This window comes from Flavivirga abyssicola, from assembly GCF_030540775.2.
Lineage (GTDB): Bacteria > Bacteroidota > Bacteroidia > Flavobacteriales > Flavobacteriaceae > Flavivirga > Flavivirga abyssicola.
Map to the genome: position 1 here is coordinate 3,224,490 of NZ_CP141266.1, position 20,250 is coordinate 3,244,739.

Sequence of the window (20,250 nt, forward strand, 5' to 3'; positions counted from 1 at the left end):
TAAATTACATTTAAATTAAAAAGCCTGAACTTTTACAGGCCAGACTTTTTAATAATAAATTTTGTTTTATTTTAAATATTGAAACTTAAGGATAACGTTATGTTAGAGTTTGTTCGATCTATTTCTGCTGATGCAGGTCTGTCAAATCTTAAATTATAAAAACTGTTTACAGACGAACGTTCAGATTGATCATAAGTAATATCTAATTTTGTGTTACCAAAATTGTAACCAATTCCTAAAGAATACCCAGTTAAATCACCAATGGTAACACCATCTGCATAGGGACTCTCTTCAAAACGATACCCGCCTCTAAAGCTGAATTGTTTATGTTTGTATTCCCCACCAAGTCTATAGGTTGAAGCATCTGTAAGTGTGTTACTTATATTATTGTTAAGATCTGTATAATCAGATGTTGGTCTAAACTTTGTCTGACTATAATCTTTACGGGAATAATCAAAACTGATTAACCCTTGTTTACCAAAAACATAAGCTAAGCTTCCTGTTAATTTTGAAGGTGTTTGTAGTTTGTATTGCGGATGAATATTTATTACATTGGGGTTTATAACTTGCACTTCTGGGCCGCTTCCTTCGTCTCTTACAGTAGACAGATATTGTGTCGATTCCTCTTCAATGGTATACCAGGTAGGTGAATCGTAAGTCACACCAACTCTAAATTCATTTGATAACTTTAATATGCCTCCTAATTGGAAAGAAAAACCACTACCGGTAGTAGATAAATTATTTTCAAATTCTATGCTATTTACGATAGATCCAGTATTTGAATTGTCCTCAAATAACAGAGTAGATCGTTCATAATCAATAAAATGAGAATTTAAATTCAACCCTAAATACAAATTGTCTTCATATTGAGCTGCCATATTAAATGTTACTTTGCCATTATATCCTGTTGATAAATAAGAATAATCATGATCAAAATTTCCAGGGCTAATATTAGCAGAATATGACGTGTTGGCGTCGTTACCAAGATCATCAGGTTCAAGAATGAACGAATCAAAACCTAAAAATGCTTGCTGATGAGCAAAACCATAAAAATCACCTATGTTTTGATAGGCACTGCTTTGCGATTCATTAGGTAAAGCAGATATTTCATCTAATCTTTTACCATCTGCATAATCGTAGAAATAGCTAGCAATCGAGTTACTGAAAGAAGGATCGTCATCTGTATTTACACCACTAGCTCTCCAATTAGAGTCGTAGTCATTAGTCCTTTCGTAAGCAATAGCAATTGTGAATTTTCGCCATGGAGAATTAGTATTAGAAGCAAATACAAAAGTAGCACCACCTTGATTAATATCAAAATTAGATTCGCTAGAATTGTTTATACCATTAAAATATTGGGTTTTGTTTTCTGTTTCTTTATTAGATAAGGAAAAAGAAGCATGACTTCTACTAAAAACAGCAGAGCCGGCCGGGTTTAAACTCACAGCACTCATATCGCCACCTAAAGCACCAAAAGCACCGCTCAATGCTCTAAAACGAGCAGACCCTTGTATTTCATCTTGAGAAAATCTTATAGCATCACTAATATCTTGAGCGTAAATTGTAGACATAGATAGAACACCTATGAATAGTACATGTAACTTTTTCATATAGTTGTATTTTTTCTTTTTTAAATTTTAACGACGTCTTGCTCCTCCTGAAGATCTAGAACTTCTACTACCTGAGCTACGGCTGCTAGATGATGATCTAGATACCGAACCAGAACTGGATCTAGAGCTTCTGCTAGGTGAGTATCCCGAATTATTTCTTGAAGGAGAATAAGATCTTCCGGAAACACTATTGTTAGATGATCTACTGTTAGTATTAGAAGGTCTATAAACAGTGCTTGAATTTCTTCTTACTGTTGGAGACGATGATCTTCTTACAGAATTTGATGAAGGTGTTCTGGAAGTTACTGTTCTTCTTTGAGAATTACTTGTATATCTGCGAGTTCCGTTAGGATTGTAGTTCCTTGTATTATTTGATCTAGCTATAGTACTCGTACTGCTTCTTCTAGAAGTATTGTATTTGGAAGTTCTTGAAGTCGTTGCGTTTCTATTTAGACTACTAACAGAGCTACGTCTGGATGTAATATTATTTCTGCTTAACCCTCTTGAATTATTGGCATAATAACTGCCTCTTCTACTAGAGTTATATGAATAGTTTCTTCCTCTGTAATATCCGTTATTTCCGTAGTAACCGTAATTTCTGTAGGGTCTGTTAAAAGCCCAATGATTACCGTAAAAGCCACCTCCATAAAAAGGAGGGCACCAGAAAGGATCATAAAATCCCCAGTTATTCCATCCGTTCCATCCCCAATTGTTCCATCTGTTCCAACCCCAATTGTTCCATCCCCAACCAAATCCTGCATTCCAACCCCAATTATTCCATCCGTTGTCTACATAATTTATCGTAACATTATTACTGTCTTGTCCCCAGCCTGCATATCCTTGATAATTATTTGCTATGGTATCATTCTCAACATAGTTATTTCCTTCATAAGAATCTATATCAGTGAAAATAGCATCATCAGAGAAGATATTTTCTGATTCTAACGATTTGTCTCTAAAATAATTTTTATAGTAATTATTGTTTGTATTAGGAGCTTGGGCAACTGTTTGATTATTCTGAGAAGGCTTTTCAACAATTACTTGTCTTTGTGTATTACCATAAATACCATCGTCATCAACACCAACATATTGATAAGAACCGCATGAAACTAAAACGAGTAGCAAACCAAAAATGGCTGTAAATGTCACTTTCCCTTTTAAGTAGTTGTTAAATTGCATATCTCTAGAATTTTATTGTTGAACATAACAAAAATAGTTAGTTTTGCTTAACTATTTTTTTATTTAACAGAGTCACAATATTTGTGCCAAAAAATTGATATGAGTAAAAAACTTACTAGTAGAGCGGAAGATTATTCGAAATGGTATAACGAATTGGTTGTAAAGGCTGATCTAGCTGAGAATTCGGCAGTTAGAGGATGTATGGTTATTAAACCCTATGGATATGCTATTTGGGAAAAAATGCAGGCAGAATTAGATAAAATGTTTAAAGAAACAGGTCATCAAAACGCATATTTTCCATTATTTGTGCCCAAAAGTTTATTTGAAGCAGAAGAAAAAAACGCAGAAGGATTTGCTAAAGAATGTGCAATTGTAACCCATTACAGATTACAAAATGATCCTGATAAGAAAGGAAAATTACGTGTTGATCCGGAAGCCAAATTAGAAGAAGAATTAATTGTACGACCTACAAGTGAAGCCATTATTTGGAATACATATAGAGGATGGATTCAATCATATAGAGATTTACCGCTTTTAATAAATCAATGGGCTAATGTGGTGCGTTGGGAAATGCGAACACGTTTGTTTTTGCGTACTGCTGAATTTTTATGGCAGGAAGGGCATACAGCACATGAAACAAAAGCTGAAGCTTTAACAGAAGCTAAATTAATGAATAATGTTTACGCAACGTTTGTCGAAAACTTTATGGCTATCCCTGTAATACAGGGTGTGAAAACTGAGAGTGAACGCTTTGCAGGAGCCGAAGAAACTTACTGTATTGAAGCATTAATGCAAGATGGAAAAGCACTGCAAGCAGGGACTTCTCATTTTCTTGGTCAGAACTTCGCAAAAGCTTTTGATGTTAAGTATGCTAATAAAGAAGGTAAACAAGATTATGTTTGGGCAACCTCTTGGGGAGTTTCTACTCGATTAATGGGGGCATTAATTATGACACATAGTGATGATAACGGATTGGTTTTGCCGCCTAGCTTAGCGCCAAATCAAGTTGTTATTGTGCCTATTTATAAGAGTGAGGAAGATTTAAATGCTATTACTGAAGTTGCTAATGGTATTTTGAGCAATTTAAGAGGAAAAAATATATCTGTGAAGTTTGATAATAGAACAACTCACAGACCAGGTGCGAAATTTGCGCAGCATGAATTGCAAGGTGTTCCATTGCGTATAGCTATCGGACCTAAAGATTTAGCAAATGGTACTGTGGAAATCGCCCGTAGGGATACATTGACCAAGCAAACGGTTAATTTAGAAGATTTAACAGAAACAGTTGAAAGCTTACTAAAAGAAATTCAAGAAGCACTATTTAATAAAGCTCTGGATTTTAGAAATGCTCACATTACCGAGGTAGACACTTTTGAAGAGTTTAAAGATACTTTAGAAACAAAAACTGGATTTATTTCTGCACATTGGGATGGTACTAATGAAACTGAAGAAAAAATTAAAGAAATAACTAAGGCAACTATTCGTTGTATTCCTTTGGATATGAAGGCAGTTGAAGGGGTTTGTGTGTATTCTGGAAATCCTTCTAAAGGTAGAGTATTGTTTGCAAAAGCATATTAATTTAATTTTTTTTCAAAAAAAATCATCTAGCTATTGTGACATTTAAAAATAGTTGTATTTTTGCATCCGCAATGGAGACATTGTTTGTTAATTGAAAGACTTGCAAGTTTAAATTTTATGTTTATATTTGCGCACTCAAAAAACAAATGGCCCGTTCGTCTATCGGCTAGGACGCCAGGTTTTCATCCTGGTAAGAGGGGTTCGATTCCCCTACGGGCTACAATATTTTAATAATAAGAAAAAACAAATGGCAAATCATAAGTCAGCGTTAAAAAGAATTAGAAGTAACGAATCTAAGCGTTTATTAAACAAGTATCAGCACAAGACTACTCGTAATGCTATTAAGAAATTACGTGAGTTAACTGATAAGAAAGAAGCTGAAGCTTTATTTCCTTCAATAGTATCTATGTTAGATAAATTGGCTAAGAAAAATGTTATTCATGCTAATAAAGCTGCAAACCTTAAATCTGGTTTAGCTAAACATGTTGCTGCACTTTAATTACGGTTTAAAGTTTAAAATATTTGAAGCTTCTCAGAAATGAGAGGCTTTTTTTATGATTTTCTTGTACAGTTTTTATATATGAAGTAAATCTTTGAAACTGTTTCAATTTAAAGAAGTAAAATCTAAGAAAAAAAATCGTATTTGATTTCTAAAAATATAAATTTGCAATTGTAACTAGTTAATTAATCAAATAATTAAACCTTTGGAAAATAAAAAAGCAATAGAATTAATCGACAAGATTCTAGAGAACCTAGATAAAACAGGTATCAATACAGAGACGTTAATCGACGACATAAAAGAATTAAGAACGTATGCTTTAGAAGAGCAAATTCCTTTAGTAGTAAAGGTGCTTAGGCTTACTTTTGAGCATATAGAAAGCAACAATTCGTTTCTTATACCTATTCTTGATGATGAACCTACAGACGAAGAAGAGGCTATTGAAGAGAAGGAAGAAGCTTCTCCTGTTGAAAGCCTTAAATATTTAATAGCTCTTATGAAGAACCTTAATAACAAAATAAATATATCTGACTTAAAGGAATACAGAGATCTTTTAACGAATTATTAATAACAAGATACTGTTCAAAATAATATAAATAAGCCTGTCTAAAAAGTGTCATTCTGAATATTACCGAGAAACAAAATATATTTTGTTTCGAAGGTATCAGCGAAGCTGTGAAGAATCTCTTTAAAATAAATGACTCTTATTATGAGTAAATAAAGTTAGTTCGACATAAAATTTATAAAAAAATAGACAAAAGTTCAATAAAATAAAGCTTGTCACCTTGAGCGCAGTCGAAAGGTTTTAAAAATTCGGTTGTTTTAATTAGGTTTCGACTGCGCTCAACCTGACATTTGAATATAATTAACTGATTTTCATTTAAATAAAACTAAAGTTGTATCGAGCTCACGTTAAAATAAGATTCTTCGCGTTGCTCTGAATGACAAGATTAACCACTTTTTAGACAGGCTTATTTATTAAATGCTTTTTATAAAATATGTTTTATTAAAGTGATCGCTTAGTAGGAGAGCGTACCCTTTTTTTAAGTTGTATTTAATTTTCTTCAATAGTTCTAAAGGTTAAATTTATTCTGGGCGTATGTATTAACTTGGTTGGAGGCAATCGATGTAACCAATGAGCCTGAGTGGTATCTTTCATTATCAACAGACTACCGTGTTCTAATAGTATACTAATTTTTTCTTTGGTTTCTTTATGTTTAAAAGCAAATTTTCTTTCTGCCCCTAGAGTCAAAGATGCTATAGCTCCATTTTTTTTTAAATCTTTTTCTCCATCGCTATGCCAAGCCATGCCTTCGTCACCATTGTGATAAAGGTTTAGCAAACAAGAATTAAACGTTTCTCCAGTTTTATGTTGAACTTTCTCTTTTAATTCTAATAACTCTTTTGTCCAATACAATGCTAGTTTGGTAGTTTTGGAATAGGTATATTCAAAAGGGTTTTCACCATACCAGGCTACTTTTCGTTTTGTAATTATTTTTTTACCGAAGATAATGGCTTCATCATTTCGCCATTCAATAGTATCTAACAATGTTTTAAAAAAATAATCGGCTTCTTTATCATTTAATAACTTTCCAAAATAATTTACAGTTCCATCTTTTGGTAGCAAGTTTTTTGTTGAGTCTACTTTTACATTAAACAATTTCATTTTTCCACTTTTTATAGTCTTTCCTCATACAATACCCAAAAGGGTGAAAGTTGTTTTTAATGCTTCTTTTGCAGTTAAAACCTAATTCTTACTAACTATTATATCTGTAAACAGGCTTATAAGAGTATGAGTATGTGCGAGACATAAATTTATAAAAAACCTTTAAACATAAAAAAAACCTTAACATATTACTAGTTAAGGTTTTTTAATTTAGTTTATTTATAAGTGAGTTTATCCATTCATAGATATTAAAAACTCTTCGTTGTTTCGTGTTTGCTTGAAACGATCATTAATGAATTCCATAGCTTCAACAGGGTTCATGTCTGCTAGATATTTACGCATTACCCACATACGTTGAATTGTGTTTTCGTCAAGTAATATATCATCACGACGCGTACTTGATGACGTAAGGTCGATAGCAGGGAAAATTCTACGGTTAGAAATTTTTCTGTCTAATTGTAATTCCATGTTACCAGTTCCTTTAAATTCTTCGAAGATTACTTCGTCCATTTTAGAACCAGTTTCAGTTAATGCAGTAGCAATAATGGTTAACGAACCTCCATTTTCGATGTTTCTGGCAGCACCAAAGAAACGTTTTGGTTTGTGAAGTGCATTCGCGTCTACACCACCACTTAATATTTTACCAGATGCTGGTTGCACTGTATTGTAAGCTCTTGCTAAACGTGTAATAGAATCTAAAAGAATTACGACATCATGACCACATTCAACCAATCTTTTAGCTTTTTCTAGTACGATGTTCGCAATTTTCACATGCTCATGAGCTTCTTTATCGAAGGTTGAAGCAATAACTTCACCACGTACATTACGTTGCATATCTGTTACTTCCTCAGGGCGCTCATCAATTAGTAAAATCATTTGGTATACTTCAGGATGGTTTGCTGCTATAGCATTAGCAACATCCTTTAATAACATGGTTTTACCAGTTTTCGGTTGTGATACAATCATACCACGTTGCCCTTTTCCTATTGGAGAGAACAAATCCATTATTCTGGTAGATATAGTGCTTTGTTTTTCAGCGATATCGAATTTCTCTTGTGGAAATAATGGTGTTAAATGCTCAAAAGAAACTCTATCTCTAACAACATTAGGGTTTTGACCATTAATTTTACTTACCTTAATTAAAGGGAAATATTTTTCGCCTTCTTTAGGAGGTCTTACATGACCAAGTACTGTATCTCCGGTTTTTAAACCAAATAATCTAATTTGTGATTGTGAAACATAAATATCATCTGGTGATGATAAATAATTATAATCAGAAGAACGTAAGAAACCATATCCATCCTGCATAATGTCTAAAACACCTTCACTTTCTATAATGGCATCAAATTCAAAATCTGGTTCCCTGTAACGATTTCTACCATCTTTATTACCAGAGTCAACATTACCATTCTTTTGGTTTCTATGTTGATTTTTTTGTTGATTGTTATCGCGTCTCTGGTGAGGTTTTTGCTGATTGTCGTTTTGATTTTTTTGTTTAGGCTTGTTGTCCTGTCTTTGCTCTTCTTTATTCTGTTTATTGACAGGCGGGCTAGGAGGCGTGTTAACTTTTTCAGTAGCTTTAGGAGCTTCCTCTTTTTTGTCAACTGGAGCTTTTTCTTCATTCTTAGCAGGTGCACTTTTAGTAGGTTTTTGAACACGTTGCCTAGGTTTTCTTGCCGGTTTTACTGGCTTGCTTTCTGTTTTATTATCTGTTGTTTCTGTTGGAGCCACAACAGCTTTAACTGCTTTTGGATCGGCAGCTTGCTGATCTAGTATTTGATAAACCAGATCTAATTTTTTTAAAGAACGATATTTGGGGACGCTCAATTTTTTTGCAATCTCCTGTAAATCAGAGAGTTTCTTTTCTTTTAATTGTGAAATTTCAAACATTTATGCTTAATTGAATATGATATGTAATATTTTTTTGAATATAAACTTTGAGTAATTCTGAAAAATGATTTCTTAACCTGAAGAATTAACCACTTGTAATAGCGGTTGTTGAGAATTATTACTGCAATTATACAACTTTATTTTAAGATTTAAAGGGATTTTTATAAAAGAAACTATTATTTTTGCTTTCTAGTTTTATAAAACAATATGTTACAGCGTATTCAAACTATCTATCTTTTAATAGCAGCAGGCGTTTCTGCGGGCTTAATTTTTGTATTTCATTTATGGATTACAAATGAGAATATTAGTGTGTTTGCTAAAGACGAAACCTTATATTTAGGACTGTTTTTAGGCTCTGCGATATTGTCTTTAATTACTATTTTTATGTACAAAAATAGGAAGTCTCAATTTGTTTTGGGGCGACTTAACATCATATTAAACTTTATTTTACTAGGATTTTTTGTATATCAATCTCTAAATATATCTGGAGAGACGGCGGTTTCTGAGAAAGGTATTGGGATGCTTCTTCCTATTGTTTCTATCGTGTTTTTGGCATTAGCCAATAAGGCCATCAAAAGGGATGAAGATCTTGTAAAATCTGTAGATCGATTACGATAAACCTAACATCTTAGTAGTATTAGTGCGTTAAAACCCAAAGTGAAAGCTTTGGGTTTTTTTAGTGAAACTCAATTTTGAGTTCTCAAAATTGTAAGTTGAACTAATCCCGCTTTCAGAGCGGGATCTCAGTTATAATAATCCGTGAACTTGTTTTGAAGATGATTTAATGAAAATTGAAAAAATAGAAGTATCTAGAGAATAGACATTAATAGCCAAGTCTATTTTATAGGCGCTATTTTCTTTGTTCTTTTCTCATCAAGTATATTAACGTTTATTAAACTCTATGACTTCTAAGTTATCAATTTTACTGCCGTCAATAGTAAAGCGGAGCATGGTGCGTGTTTTATGAAACCCATGTTTACCAACAGCTCCAGGATTCATATGTAATAAATATAGCTTCTTGTCTGGCATTACTTTTAAAATATGCGAATGTCCACAAATAAAAAGTTTAGGAGGATTTTGTTTTATTTCCTCTCGAACTCTCATATTATAAGCATTTGGATATCCACCAATATGGGTTATCCAAACATCAACATCTTCACACATAAAACGATTGTTTTCTGGAAATTCCACTCTCACTTTATTATCATCAATATTACCAAAAACGGCACGTAAGGGTTTTAGTTTTTTAATAGCGTCCGTTACTTTTAAATCTCCAATATCGCCTGCATGCCATACTTCATCCGCTTGTTTTACATATTTTAAAATATCGTTATCAATGTAACTGTGTGTATCAGAGAGTAATAGTATTTTTGTCATGGTATTTTGGAGAAAATAATTTATTTTTCAGTTGTAAAGCTTTTGCAAATATAGTTATAGCTTGACTTCTAACTTAATAATCTTTGACCGAACGACAATCCTTTTAAAAATAAATTGGAAGTAAGTCTATTCTCTTTTAGTGTAGTATGCTTTCTTCTTTTATTTTTAATATATAATTAAGGTTCCTGTCTTCTCAAGAACAACAAAACTATCTATCTTTGCATGGCATAAATTATTTAACAAAAGTATTAAATCAGATTGAGGTATTTTATAGAACTTTCTTATAATGGTGCTGCGTATCATGGCTGGCAAAATCAACCTAACGATATCTCAGTACAAGAAGTTGTTGAAAAAGCGTTATCCGTGCTTTTAAAAGAAACTATATCAATTATGGGAGCTGGTCGTACAGATACTGGTGTACACGCATCTCAAATGTTTGCTCATTTTGATACTCATGTCGTTTTTAACGAAGTGAATGTCGTTTATAAATTGAATTCTTATTTACCAAAAGATATCGCGATTCGTAATATTTTTAAAGTAAAAGAAGAGACGCATGCTCGTTTTGATGCAAAAAGCAGAACTTATTTATATAGAATAGCACTAAAAAAGGATGTGTTTTCGTTTGATAATAGTTTTTATGTGAAGCAAGATCTGAATGTTGAAAAAATGAATGAAGCTTCAGAGCTTTTATTTAGGTATAAAGATTTTCAATGCTTTTCAAAAAGTAATACCGATGTAAAAACGTATTATTGCGATATTATGAAAGCAAAATGGACTATAGAAAATAATGAACTTCATTTTGTGATAAAAGCGGATAGATTTTTACGTAATATGGTACGTGCCATTGTTGGCACTATGATTAATATTGGTTTGGGAAAAATTGATGTTGAAGATTTACACACCATTATAAAGTCTAAAAATAGAAGTGAAGCTGGGTTTTCTGTTCCTGCTCACGGGTTATATTTAACAGAAGTAGAATATCCTAACGATATAAAGATACATGAGTAAAAAACAAGAGAAAATATTTGACGTTACCTTGTTTAAACGTCTTTTCCAATATATAAAACCTTATAAATTTGTGTTTTTAGGATTGGTGCTTTTGGTCATTCTATTGGCTGTTTTTAGTGCAGCTACACCTCGCGTAACCCAGTATGCTATAGATGATAGCATTACGGGAAAGAATGATAAAGATTTTCTCTTTTATATTACAATCATGTTTGCCATTTTAATTTTGCAAACTGTATTTCAATTAACCTTTATCTATTTTGCAGCCTGGTTGGGACAAAGTTTGGTAGTAGATGTACGTATCAAATTATTTGATCACTTATTGCGTTTTAAAATGAAGTATTATGATAATTCTTCAGTAGGCCTGCTTATTACAAGGGCTGTAACCGATATGGAACGTATTGCCGATATTTTTGGTCAGGGGTTATTTATGATTTTTAGAGATTTGCTCACTATGACAGCGGTTTTTGGAGTTATGATTTATACCAATTGGAGACTGAGTTTAATTGTGTTTATTATGTTGCCTATATTGTTATATGCAACACGTATTTTTCAAAAGTATATGAAAAAAGCTTTTGAAGAAGTGAGAACAGAAGTGTCCAATTTAAATTCTTTTGTACAAGAACGTTTAACAGGAATGAAAATTCTACAGTTGTTTACTCGTGAGGACATTGAGTACAAGAATTTTAAAAAAATAAATGAACGACACAAAAAAGGTTGGCTTAAAACCGTTTGGTATAACTCAATTTTCTTTCCTTTAGCAGATTTATCGTCATCAATAACCATTGGTTTGATAGCTTGGTATGGTGGTCTAAATGTTGTGTTAGAAGGCAAAGTTACCGAAGGTGTTCTAATTGCATTTATCATGTATATTCCTATGTTGTTTAGACCGTTGCGTCAAATAGCTGATAAGTTTAATACACTACAAATGGGTATGGTAGCTGCAACCAGAGTGTTTAAGGTTATAGATACAACGTCTCAAATTGATGACACAGGAACTCATATTGCAGAGCATTTTAAAGGGCATTTAAAATTTGACAATGTATTTTTTAGTTATGTGGAAGATGAAACCGTTTTAAAAGGGATTTCTTTTGATGTGAATGCAGGTGACACGGTTGCAATTGTTGGTGCTACAGGAGCTGGAAAATCTACGATTATTAATTTATTAAATCGCTTTTATGAAATTAACGATGGTGTTATTTATGTTGATGATATAGATATTAAACAAGTCACTTTAGAATCTTTGCGTACCCAAATAGCTGTGGTATTACAAGACGTGTTTTTATTTGCCGATACCATTTTAAATAATATTACATTAAATCATTCCGAAATTACTGAAGCTCAAGTTCAGCAAGCAGCAAAAGATATCGGAATTCATGATTTTATAATGAGTTTACCAAATGGCTATCATTACAACGTGAAAGAGCGAGGTGTTATGCTATCCTCTGGGCAAAGGCAATTGATATCATTTTTAAGAGCTTATGTAACGAATCCAAGTATTTTGGTGTTGGATGAGGCAACATCATCTGTTGATTCATATTCGGAGCAACTTATACAAAATGCCACAGATAAGATTACCAAAGGTAGAACCTCAATTGTTATTGCTCATCGATTAGCAACCGTTAAAAAAGCAGACAAAATAATAGTCATGGATGCAGGTAATATCGTAGAACAGGGTACTCACGATGAATTACTTAAAAAAGAAGGAGGCTACTATAAAAATTTATACGAAGTACAGTTTTTACAGGAAGAAGAGGTTATATAGTTTATTGTATTTGTTTCTAAGTTATTACAGCTGCTTTTTGCGCTTCTTTAATTTGATCTAATGTACCATTGTAATACATTATTATTGCAATAAATAAGCTAAACATTATAAATAAAACGGTGAGGATCAGCAAAAAGAAAATGGTCTTTAATAGGATAGTTTTAAAGTCTAAGTTTAAAAGACGTTTAAAATAATAAGCCGTACACAAGATCTGTACAGGGATTGATAAGAGGCCAATAATTCCGAAATTAACCCCAAAAAACAAAGCCAAAATAACTAGTATAGAACTGCAGATGGATAGGTGGGCCGTTATATACATATTAGCTACTAAATGTTCGGTGTAGTTGTATTTTTTAAAATCGAAAAAAATAATCTTCGAAATTAAAGCATACCCAGGAACTATGAGCATGTATACGATGGACTGATATTCCTGAACAAAATTCATATTGTTCCTTTGAAAATCTTCAGCACCTTTTTGAGCAAGAAAATCAACATTCATTAATTCAGGAAAAAACTTATTAGATACAAACATCTGGAAACCAGATAGAGTAAGTGCTATAGCGAAATAACTAATAACATTGACATGCTTTTTTCGAGTCCCATGGATATAACTTTCAATAATGACCTCAGGCTTTGTGAAAAGCTTTATGAAAGTTTGCAGAAGTTTGTTGTCATAATTAAGAAATGTTTTGCTAAAATGTTCAAATAGATTTTTTATAGTAAGCCTATTTCTAATCACTTTGGCACCACAAAAGCCACAAAAGTTAATTTCGGGGTTTAAATCTTTATTGCAGTTTTTACATTGCATTAAGATAGATCTTCTTTAATCATAGAGTTAAGTTGATTTGTATCTTTATAAACAACAAACTCACCATCTTTAAAATAAGAAATATGGCCTGTTTCCTCACTTACAGCAAGGGCTAAAGCATCTGTTTTTTCAGTAACTCCAATGGCAGCTCTATGACGTAGACCAAAGCGTTGTGGAATATTCTTTTCATTATTCAAAGGAAGAATAACTCGTGTTGCTTTTACTATGTTGTTACTAACTATAATAGCTCCATCATGTAATGGGCTATTTTTAAAAAAGATGCTTTCAATAATGGGTTGGGTCACTTTTATATTCATTTCATCTCCCGAAGAAGATAAAAAATCCAGACTATTGTTTCTCTCAAAAACAATTAAAGCCCCGGTTTTGGTCATAGCCATTTTATTGCAAGCTGAAATGATAGCATCTATATCGGTTTCGTCACTAGTTTCAGTTTTTAAAAACTTAAGTTGTTTTAAAAATTTGCGTCGCCTGTTAAAATTGGTAGAACCAACCATTAATAAAAATTTTCGAATCTCTGGTTGGAATACAACTATTAAAGCAATAATTCCAACTTTCATAAAGCCACCAAAAATACCTGAGAGAAGCTCCATTTCAAGAAAGTCTGTAAGCTTCCAAACCAAATAAATAATAATAATACCTATAAAGATATTAATGGCAACGGTACCTTTTACAAGCTTGTAAACATAATAAAGTAAAAGGGCTACAAGAACAACATCAACATAATCGATGAGGCGTAAGTCTAAAATGTCTTTAAAAATATCCAACGGTAGTGGGTTTTGGTAAATTTAAGAAAATATGGTTAATTAGAAATACCTTCATGATTTGATATTTTGATATGCTCATTTTTTATTTCAGATAAAATAGATTTGATTGAAATATAATCCTGAAAAGTTAAATCTTTTTCGAACCTTAGAAAGATCTCATATGCTTTCGAATTTGAGTTTAGTGAATCCTTAATAATGTTTATTAAAGAAGATGTATCGGTTTTAAATATAACATGATCCATAGTAATGATATTTATGTCATTTACATCAAAAACTAACAAGTCAACACTATTGGCTTCAGATTTAAGTTTATTATTTTCTTTAATACTATAGACACTAGTGCTATCATGGTAAACAACATCTGTAAACTCAATAAACCCTAAATTCTTTTTACTAGTGTCGTTACATGTAAAATAGTTTTTAACGCCTTTCTTTTTATGACTTGAATTTTGCTTCTTATCTTGAAGAAATTTTATGTGAGGAATCGCCTGTTTAAGAGTTAAACGTTTATCAACATTAACCAGCCAGTTTGTTGTACTAATTAAATTCTTTCTATTCAATTCAACACTATCTTTTTGTGTCGTATCGTAAAATAAATAAGCAGGGGAGACATCATGTATTTCTGTAATATTTGCATGATCAATTTCTGGTAAAAGAACGATTTTTTCGTTTCCGCAAGCAAGCATCAAACTAATAACAAATAAGAGAACAATCTTTTTCATAAATTCTAACGAACAACCGATTCAACCAATTTAATACATTCCATAGCCTCTTTAACATCATGAACCCTTAAAATCGAAGCTTGTTTTTGTAAAGCTATCGTATTTAAAACACTCGTGCCATTGAGAGCTTCTTTAGCTGAAGTTTCCAAAGTTTTATAAATCATAGATTTTCTGGAAACACCAACTAATACAGGCTTTTCAATCATTTTAAAAAGGTCAAACTTATTTAGCAATTCATAATTCTGTTCCAACGTTTTGGCGAATCCAAATCCAGGATCTACAATAATATCAATAATTCCTAATTGTTTTGCCGCAGCAATACGTTCGGAAAAATAAAAGAGCATATCCTTGATAATATCGTCGTAATGAGTGTGTTGTTGCATGGTTTGTGGTGTCCCTTTCATGTGCATCATAATGTATGGTACATGCAAATCGGCAATAGTTTGCAGCATATCGTCATCTAATTTTCCTGCAGAAATATCATTAATTAAAGCAGCTCCAGCTTCAATACATTGCTTTGCAACGTTACTTCTAAAGGTATCTATAGACAGTAGAACTTCGGGAAATTCTTTTACAATTAAATTAACAATTGGTAAAATTCGTTTTAATTCATCAGCTTCACTAACATGGTCTGCATTTGGTCGCGAACTGTATGCGCCAACATCAATAAAAGTAGCACCTTCACTAATCATCAATTCTACATGTTTTAAGATGTCAGAGGTGTTTTTATGTTGACCACCATCATAAAACGAATCTGGGGTTATATTTAAAATACCCATCACTTTTGGCGATGTTAAATCAATGAGTTTTCCTTTACAGTTTATTGTCATTTATACCGTTTTGTATGGTGTTTGTACTAAGTTTAAAACTTTAATACTGAAACCTTGATGGTTAAACTTTTTTATGCGAAATTTACGCAAAATACATTTTAATTCATGCAAGATACTTCAAAACAATATGATGCCGTAGTGGATACGTGTAAAAGTTTATTTATTAAAAAAATGTCGGATTATGGCAGTGCATGGCGCATTTTGCGATTACCATCACTTACCGATCAAATTTTTATTAAAGCACAGCGTATTAGAGGGCTTCAACAAAATGATGTTAGAAAGGTAGATGAAGGCGAAGTGAGTGAATTTATTGGTATTATAAATTACTGTATTATGGCATTAATTCAGTTAGAAAAAGGGGTGGTAGAGCAACCAGATTTATCTACAGAAGACGCTACTGAATTATATGAAAAACAAGTGGCCATTACAAAACAGCTTATGCAAGATAAAAATCATGACTATGGTGAAGCATGGCGAGATATGCGGGTAAGTAGCTTAACCGATTTAATTTTACAAAAGTTGTTGAGAGTTAAGCAAATTGAAGATAATGCAGGAAAAACTTTGGTAAGTGAAGGTATTGATGCTAATTATCAAGATATGATTAATTATGCCATTTTTGCCTTAATTCATTTAAATGAAAAATAACTGTTATTCCTGCGACATGTGCTGAACTTGTTTTAATAAGCAGGAATTTACAAATAAGGTTCAATCAAAAAGATTCCCGTCTTTGTGGGAATGACAAAAAATTATGAAGTATTTAGTAGGCATATCAAGAGTATTTGTTGGTGTTTTATTTATCATTTCTGGATTAATAAAACTAAACGACCCACTGGGGTTTTCATATAAGTTAGAGGAATATTTTAGTGCAGATGTTTTAAATATTACGTTTTTAGAGCCGTATGCATTGATGGTGTCAGTTTTAGTTGTTGTTTTTGAGGTTGTTCTAGGCGTGTTTTTACTTATAGGGTATAAACCAAAATTCACCATTTGGAGTTTGTTAGGAATGATCGTATTTTTTACATTTTTAACATTCTATTCTGCATATTTCGATAAAGTAAAAGACTGCGGTTGTTTTGGTGATGCTTTAAAGTTAACACCATGGGAAAGCTTTACAAAGGATTTGATTTTACTGTTTTTTATATTGATTCTGTTTTTTGGAATAAAACATATAAAACCTTTATTTAGTAAACTATTAACAACGGTGATTGCTCTATTAGGTTTTATATTTAGTCTTTGGTTTGGATATCATGTTTTAGAGCATTTACCAGCTAAAGATTTTAGAGCATATAAAATTGGAGCCAATATTCAAGAAGGTATGAGCATTCCTGAGGATGCAGCAAAGCCTATTGTAGAATACAGTTGGAAGTTTAATGTAGGAGGAGAGGAGAAGGTTGTTACGACTAACGGATCTTACCCTTCAGTTGAAGGTGATTTTGTTAGTGTTGATACAAAAGTAATTCAAGAAGGCTATCAACCACCTATTTACGATTTTTCAATAGAAAGTGAAGATGAAAACTTAACAGATCAGTTTTTAGAAGAAGAAAATCTTATTGTTATAGTGTCTTATAGTTTGGAGAAGATTGAACAAGTAGGAGCTATGAAATTAAAGAGATTATCTGAAGAAGCCACTAAAAATGGCTATAAAGTTATTGGTTTAACAGCTTCTGGTGAAGAAGCCAAACAGCGGATTAAAGAAGCTTATGGTATTGATTTTGAATTTTATTTATGCGATGAAAAAGCCTTAAAGACTGTAGTACGTTCCAATCCTGGTGTTTTGGAAATAGATAAAGGCACTATCAAGCAAAAAGTACATTGGAATGATATTGATGATTTAGAGTTGCCAAAAGTTGAAAGAAAACCAGAACCAAAAATAATTGAAGATGTTATTGCTTATTTTATTGATGGAGAATCATCAACAAAAGAAAAGGTAGAGGTTTTAGACTCTACAAAAATTGAAAGTATTAATGTTGTTAAAGATTCTTTACAGCTAATAGCATTAAATGCTAAGGATAGCACTAGTACGTTTTATACAGGCATTATTGAAGTTAAACTTAAAGGCGAATAATTTTTTATATATTCTTATTTGTCTAAACAAATAAACTTATTTTAAACACATCAACTAATAAACTTATTTGATAAGCTACTTACTAAATAAAATCACATATGCTTTACTCACATTATTTGGAGTAGTTACTGTTATTTTCTTTTTATTTAATGTACTTCCTGGAGATCCAGCGCAAATGATGCTTGGGCAAAATGAAGATAGTGAGCAACTAGCAATCGTCAAACAAAAATACGGATTCGATAAGTCTATAAGTACTCAGTATTTCTACTATTTAAATGACTTATCACCAATCTCATTTCATTCAAAAAAACAAGCGGATTATACTTTTTTAAAAGCAGGAAAATACAGTGCAACGAAGTTGTTTTCAATAGGAAATACCACCACTGTTTTAAAATTTCCTTATTTACGGGAATCTTTTACAAAACAAGGAAAAAAAGTAAGTCGTGTGTTAGCAGAAACATTACCTAATACCTTTGTCTTAGCTGTTACAGCTATAATTATTGCTATGATTTTAGGTGTTTTATTGGGAATCGTTTCTGCATTATATAAAGATAAATGGCTAGATAAAACTATTCAGATCTTTAGTACTTTAGGGATGAGTATTCCATCGTTTTTCAGTGCTATTTTGTTTGCCTGGTTTTTTGGTTATATACTGCATGAGTATACCAATTTGGAAATGACAGGAAGCTTATACGAATTAGATGATTTTGGAGAAGCCATGCATATTAAATGGAAGAACCTAATACTTCCTGCAGTTGTATTAGGAATTCGACCGTTAGCCGTAGTGATACAACTTATGCGAAATTCGTTATTAGAAGTTTTTAATCAGGATTATATCCGTACAGCAAGAGCCAAAGGGCTAAGTGAATTTCAAATTATAAAAAAACATGCTGTTAAAAATGCTCTAAACCCTGTTGTAACAGCTATATCAGGTTGGTTCGCTTCTATGCTAGCAGGAGCCGTTTTTGTAGAGTATATTTTTGGTTGGAATGGGTTGGGGAAAGAGATTGTAAATGCGTTAAATACATTAGATTTGCCAGTTATTATGGGTTCTGTATTAATTATAGCCTTACTCTTTATAATTATTAATATTTTTGTAGACTTAATTTATGTATGGTTAGATCCGAAAGTGAAGCTGCAATAATTGATATATGAAAAAAATAAGCTATATACTTATACTATTAATCACCATTTTTAGTTGTAAAAAGTCTCCAACACAATTTTCTGAAGCAGCTTTAAACGATATATTTATTACTCTGGAAGGTAGTCCTATAGCTTTTAGAGATATTTTAGAGACTCATAAGGGAAAAACATTAGTGATTGATGTATGGGCATCGTGGTGTAGCGATTGTATAAAAGGAATGCCGAAGGTTAAAGACTTACAAGCCGAATATAAAGAGGTTACCTATATCTTTTTGTCTTTAGATAAAACCCAAAAAGCATGGAAAAAAGGCATTGAAAAATATGATGTAAAAGGGATACATTATTTTATGAAGTCCGGTTGGGATGGGATGTTTAGCGATTTTATAGACCTCGATTGGATACCGCGTTACATGGTAGTAGATGCAAAAGGAAATATTGAACTATTTGAAGCTGTTAAAGCAGACGATATAAGAATTAAAGAAAATTTATAATAATTAACAAAGCCCTTTATTTTTTAAAGGTTTACATTAAAATGAGAAAACAAATTGTAGCAGGTAACTGGAAAATGAATAATGATTTATCACAAACAGAATCATTAATTAATGAGTTGAAAAGTAAAACTAAAACCTCAAATGCAGAGGTTATGGTAGCACCAACATTTACTAATTTATATCACGCTTACAGCGTATTAAAAACGACTAATATAGAAGTTATTGCACAAAACATGCATTTTGCAGAAAATGGTGCTTATACAGGTGAAATAAGTGCTGGGATGCTTAAAAGTATTGGAATAGAAACAGTTATTTTAGGACATAGTGAACGTCGTGAGTATTTTAATGAAACAGATGAATTACTAGCTAAAAAAGTAGATGCAGCATTAGCAAAGGGTATGCGTGTAATTTTCTGTTTTGGAGAAGAACTAGCCGATAGAAAATCCGGAAACGAAGAAGCTGTTGTTGGAAATCAAATTAAAAATGCCTTATTTCATTTAGATGCCGCTTCTTACCAAAATATCGTATTAGCCTATGAGCCTGTTTGGGCAATTGGTACGGGTGAGACAGCTAGCCCAGAGCAAGCACAAGATATGCATGCTTTTATAAGAAAGACATTAGCTGATAAATACGGGAATGATGTAGCTGATGAAGTTTCAATTCTTTATGGTGGTAGTGTTAAGCCTGCAAATGCAGAAGAAATTTTTTCTAAACCAGATGTGGACGGTGGTTTAATTGGAGGTGCTGCACTTAAGGCAGACGACTTTTTTGCCATTGTAAATGCATTTTAATTAAAAAGAACTCTAATTGTTAAGAAAATGAGTATCCATATAGAGG

20 protein-coding genes and 1 tRNA gene are annotated in these 20,250 nt (G+C 32.2%); 12 read left to right on the forward strand and 9 right to left on the reverse strand.

Annotated features, from left to right (window positions below; genetic code table 11):
- Positions 1-71 precede the first annotated feature (71 nt).
- Both Q4Q34_RS13590 and Q4Q34_RS13595 read right to left on the reverse strand, forming a co-directional pair.
- A complete protein-coding gene (locus tag Q4Q34_RS13590) occupies positions 72-1,610 on the reverse strand; it encodes an OmpP1/FadL family transporter (RefSeq protein ID WP_303315928.1) in 1,539 nt (512 codons plus the stop codon).
- A 27-nt stretch (positions 1,611-1,637) separates the two neighbouring features.
- Positions 1,638-2,789: a hypothetical protein gene (locus tag Q4Q34_RS13595; RefSeq protein WP_303315926.1), complete on the reverse strand. Its 1,152-nt coding sequence runs from the start codon at positions 2,787-2,789 to the stop codon at positions 1,638-1,640.
- 99 nt (positions 2,790-2,888) lie between these two features.
- Between Q4Q34_RS13595 and proS the strand changes: the two genes are divergently transcribed.
- From proS to Q4Q34_RS13615, 4 genes are all read left to right on the forward strand, one after another.
- Entirely contained in the window at positions 2,889-4,367 is a 1,479-nt protein-coding gene (gene proS, locus Q4Q34_RS13600) for a proline--tRNA ligase (RefSeq protein WP_303315924.1), read from the forward strand.
- Positions 4,368-4,515: 148 nt separating this feature from the next.
- A tRNA-Glu gene (locus Q4Q34_RS13605) sits at positions 4,516-4,587 on the forward strand.
- A gap of 27 nt (positions 4,588-4,614) precedes the next feature.
- A complete protein-coding gene (rpsT, locus tag Q4Q34_RS13610) occupies positions 4,615-4,866 on the forward strand; it encodes a 30S ribosomal protein S20 (protein ID WP_135874926.1) in 252 nt (83 codons plus the stop codon).
- A 205-nt stretch (positions 4,867-5,071) separates the two neighbouring features.
- Positions 5,072-5,434, forward strand: coding sequence for a hypothetical protein (locus tag Q4Q34_RS13615; protein ID WP_303315923.1), 363 nt, complete (start codon positions 5,072-5,074; stop codon positions 5,432-5,434).
- 486 nt (positions 5,435-5,920) lie between these two features.
- Here the strand turns inward: Q4Q34_RS13615 and Q4Q34_RS13620 are convergent, their stop codons facing one another.
- Both Q4Q34_RS13620 and rho read right to left on the reverse strand, forming a co-directional pair.
- Complete coding sequence (locus Q4Q34_RS13620) at positions 5,921-6,532, reverse strand: alpha-ketoglutarate-dependent dioxygenase AlkB family protein (protein ID WP_303315922.1); 612 nt, start codon at positions 6,530-6,532, stop codon at positions 5,921-5,923.
- A gap of 231 nt (positions 6,533-6,763) precedes the next feature.
- Positions 6,764-8,422, reverse strand: coding sequence for a transcription termination factor Rho (rho, locus tag Q4Q34_RS13625; RefSeq protein WP_303315921.1), 1,659 nt, complete (start codon positions 8,420-8,422; stop codon positions 6,764-6,766).
- A 207-nt stretch (positions 8,423-8,629) separates the two neighbouring features.
- Between rho and Q4Q34_RS13630 the strand changes: the two genes are divergently transcribed.
- On the forward strand, positions 8,630-9,040 hold the full coding sequence (locus Q4Q34_RS13630; protein WP_303315918.1) for a DUF4293 domain-containing protein: 411 nt from the start codon (positions 8,630-8,632) through the stop codon (positions 9,038-9,040).
- Between the two features lie 264 nt (positions 9,041-9,304).
- Here Q4Q34_RS13630 and Q4Q34_RS13635 read toward each other — a convergent pair whose 3' ends face one another.
- Positions 9,305-9,799 carry a metallophosphoesterase family protein gene (locus tag Q4Q34_RS13635; protein ID WP_303315916.1) on the reverse strand — a complete coding sequence of 165 codons (495 nt, stop codon included), beginning with the start codon at positions 9,797-9,799 and terminating at the stop codon, positions 9,305-9,307.
- 258 nt (positions 9,800-10,057) lie between these two features.
- Between Q4Q34_RS13635 and truA the strand changes: the two genes are divergently transcribed.
- Together truA and Q4Q34_RS13645 are read left to right on the forward strand one after the other, a co-directional pair.
- Positions 10,058-10,807 (forward strand): tRNA pseudouridine(38-40) synthase TruA, encoded by a 750-nt coding sequence (gene truA / locus Q4Q34_RS13640; protein WP_303315915.1) that lies wholly within the window; start codon positions 10,058-10,060, stop codon positions 10,805-10,807.
- Positions 10,800-12,569 carry an ABC transporter ATP-binding protein gene (locus Q4Q34_RS13645; protein WP_303315914.1) on the forward strand — a complete coding sequence of 590 codons (1,770 nt, stop codon included), beginning with the start codon at positions 10,800-10,802 and terminating at the stop codon, positions 12,567-12,569. The genes truA and Q4Q34_RS13645 overlap by 8 nt, the downstream gene beginning before the upstream one ends.
- Positions 12,570-12,585: 16 nt before the next feature.
- Here the strand turns inward: Q4Q34_RS13645 and Q4Q34_RS13650 are convergent, their stop codons facing one another.
- Genes Q4Q34_RS13650 through folP form a run of 4 tightly spaced genes read right to left on the reverse strand, consistent with a single transcriptional unit; the run spans position 12,586 to position 15,714 of the window.
- Positions 12,586-13,377 carry a DUF3667 domain-containing protein gene (locus Q4Q34_RS13650; RefSeq protein ID WP_303315912.1) on the reverse strand — a complete coding sequence of 264 codons (792 nt, stop codon included), beginning with the start codon at positions 13,375-13,377 and terminating at the stop codon, positions 12,586-12,588.
- Positions 13,377-14,162 (reverse strand): diadenylate cyclase, encoded by a 786-nt coding sequence (locus Q4Q34_RS13655; RefSeq protein ID WP_303315910.1) that lies wholly within the window; start codon positions 14,160-14,162, stop codon positions 13,377-13,379. The genes Q4Q34_RS13650 and Q4Q34_RS13655 overlap by 1 nt, the downstream gene beginning before the upstream one ends.
- 35 nt (positions 14,163-14,197) lie before the next feature.
- The gene (locus Q4Q34_RS13660; RefSeq protein ID WP_303315909.1) at positions 14,198-14,884 is read right to left on the reverse strand and encodes a hypothetical protein; all 687 of its coding nucleotides are present in this window, start codon (positions 14,882-14,884) and stop codon (positions 14,198-14,200) included.
- Between the two features lie 5 nt (positions 14,885-14,889).
- Positions 14,890-15,714 carry a dihydropteroate synthase gene (gene folP, locus Q4Q34_RS13665; protein WP_303315908.1) on the reverse strand — a complete coding sequence of 275 codons (825 nt, stop codon included), beginning with the start codon at positions 15,712-15,714 and terminating at the stop codon, positions 14,890-14,892.
- 105 nt (positions 15,715-15,819) lie between these two features.
- Between folP and Q4Q34_RS13670 the strand changes: the two genes are divergently transcribed.
- From Q4Q34_RS13670 to tpiA, 5 genes are all read left to right on the forward strand, one after another.
- The gene (locus Q4Q34_RS13670) at positions 15,820-16,359 is read left to right on the forward strand and encodes a DUF1599 domain-containing protein (RefSeq protein ID WP_303315907.1); all 540 of its coding nucleotides are present in this window, start codon (positions 15,820-15,822) and stop codon (positions 16,357-16,359) included.
- Between the two features lie 103 nt (positions 16,360-16,462).
- Positions 16,463-17,779 carry a BT_3928 family protein gene (locus Q4Q34_RS13675; RefSeq protein WP_303315906.1) on the forward strand — a complete coding sequence of 439 codons (1,317 nt, stop codon included), beginning with the start codon at positions 16,463-16,465 and terminating at the stop codon, positions 17,777-17,779.
- 67 nt (positions 17,780-17,846) lie between these two features.
- On the forward strand, positions 17,847-18,923 hold the full coding sequence (locus Q4Q34_RS13680; protein WP_303315905.1) for an ABC transporter permease: 1,077 nt from the start codon (positions 17,847-17,849) through the stop codon (positions 18,921-18,923).
- Positions 18,924-18,930: 7 nt separating this feature from the next.
- Entirely contained in the window at positions 18,931-19,413 is a 483-nt protein-coding gene (locus Q4Q34_RS13685; protein WP_303315903.1) for a TlpA family protein disulfide reductase, read from the forward strand.
- A 41-nt stretch (positions 19,414-19,454) separates the two neighbouring features.
- Positions 19,455-20,204 (forward strand): triose-phosphate isomerase, encoded by a 750-nt coding sequence (gene tpiA, locus Q4Q34_RS13690; protein ID WP_303315901.1) that lies wholly within the window; start codon positions 19,455-19,457, stop codon positions 20,202-20,204.
- Positions 20,205-20,250: the final 46 nt, after the last annotated feature.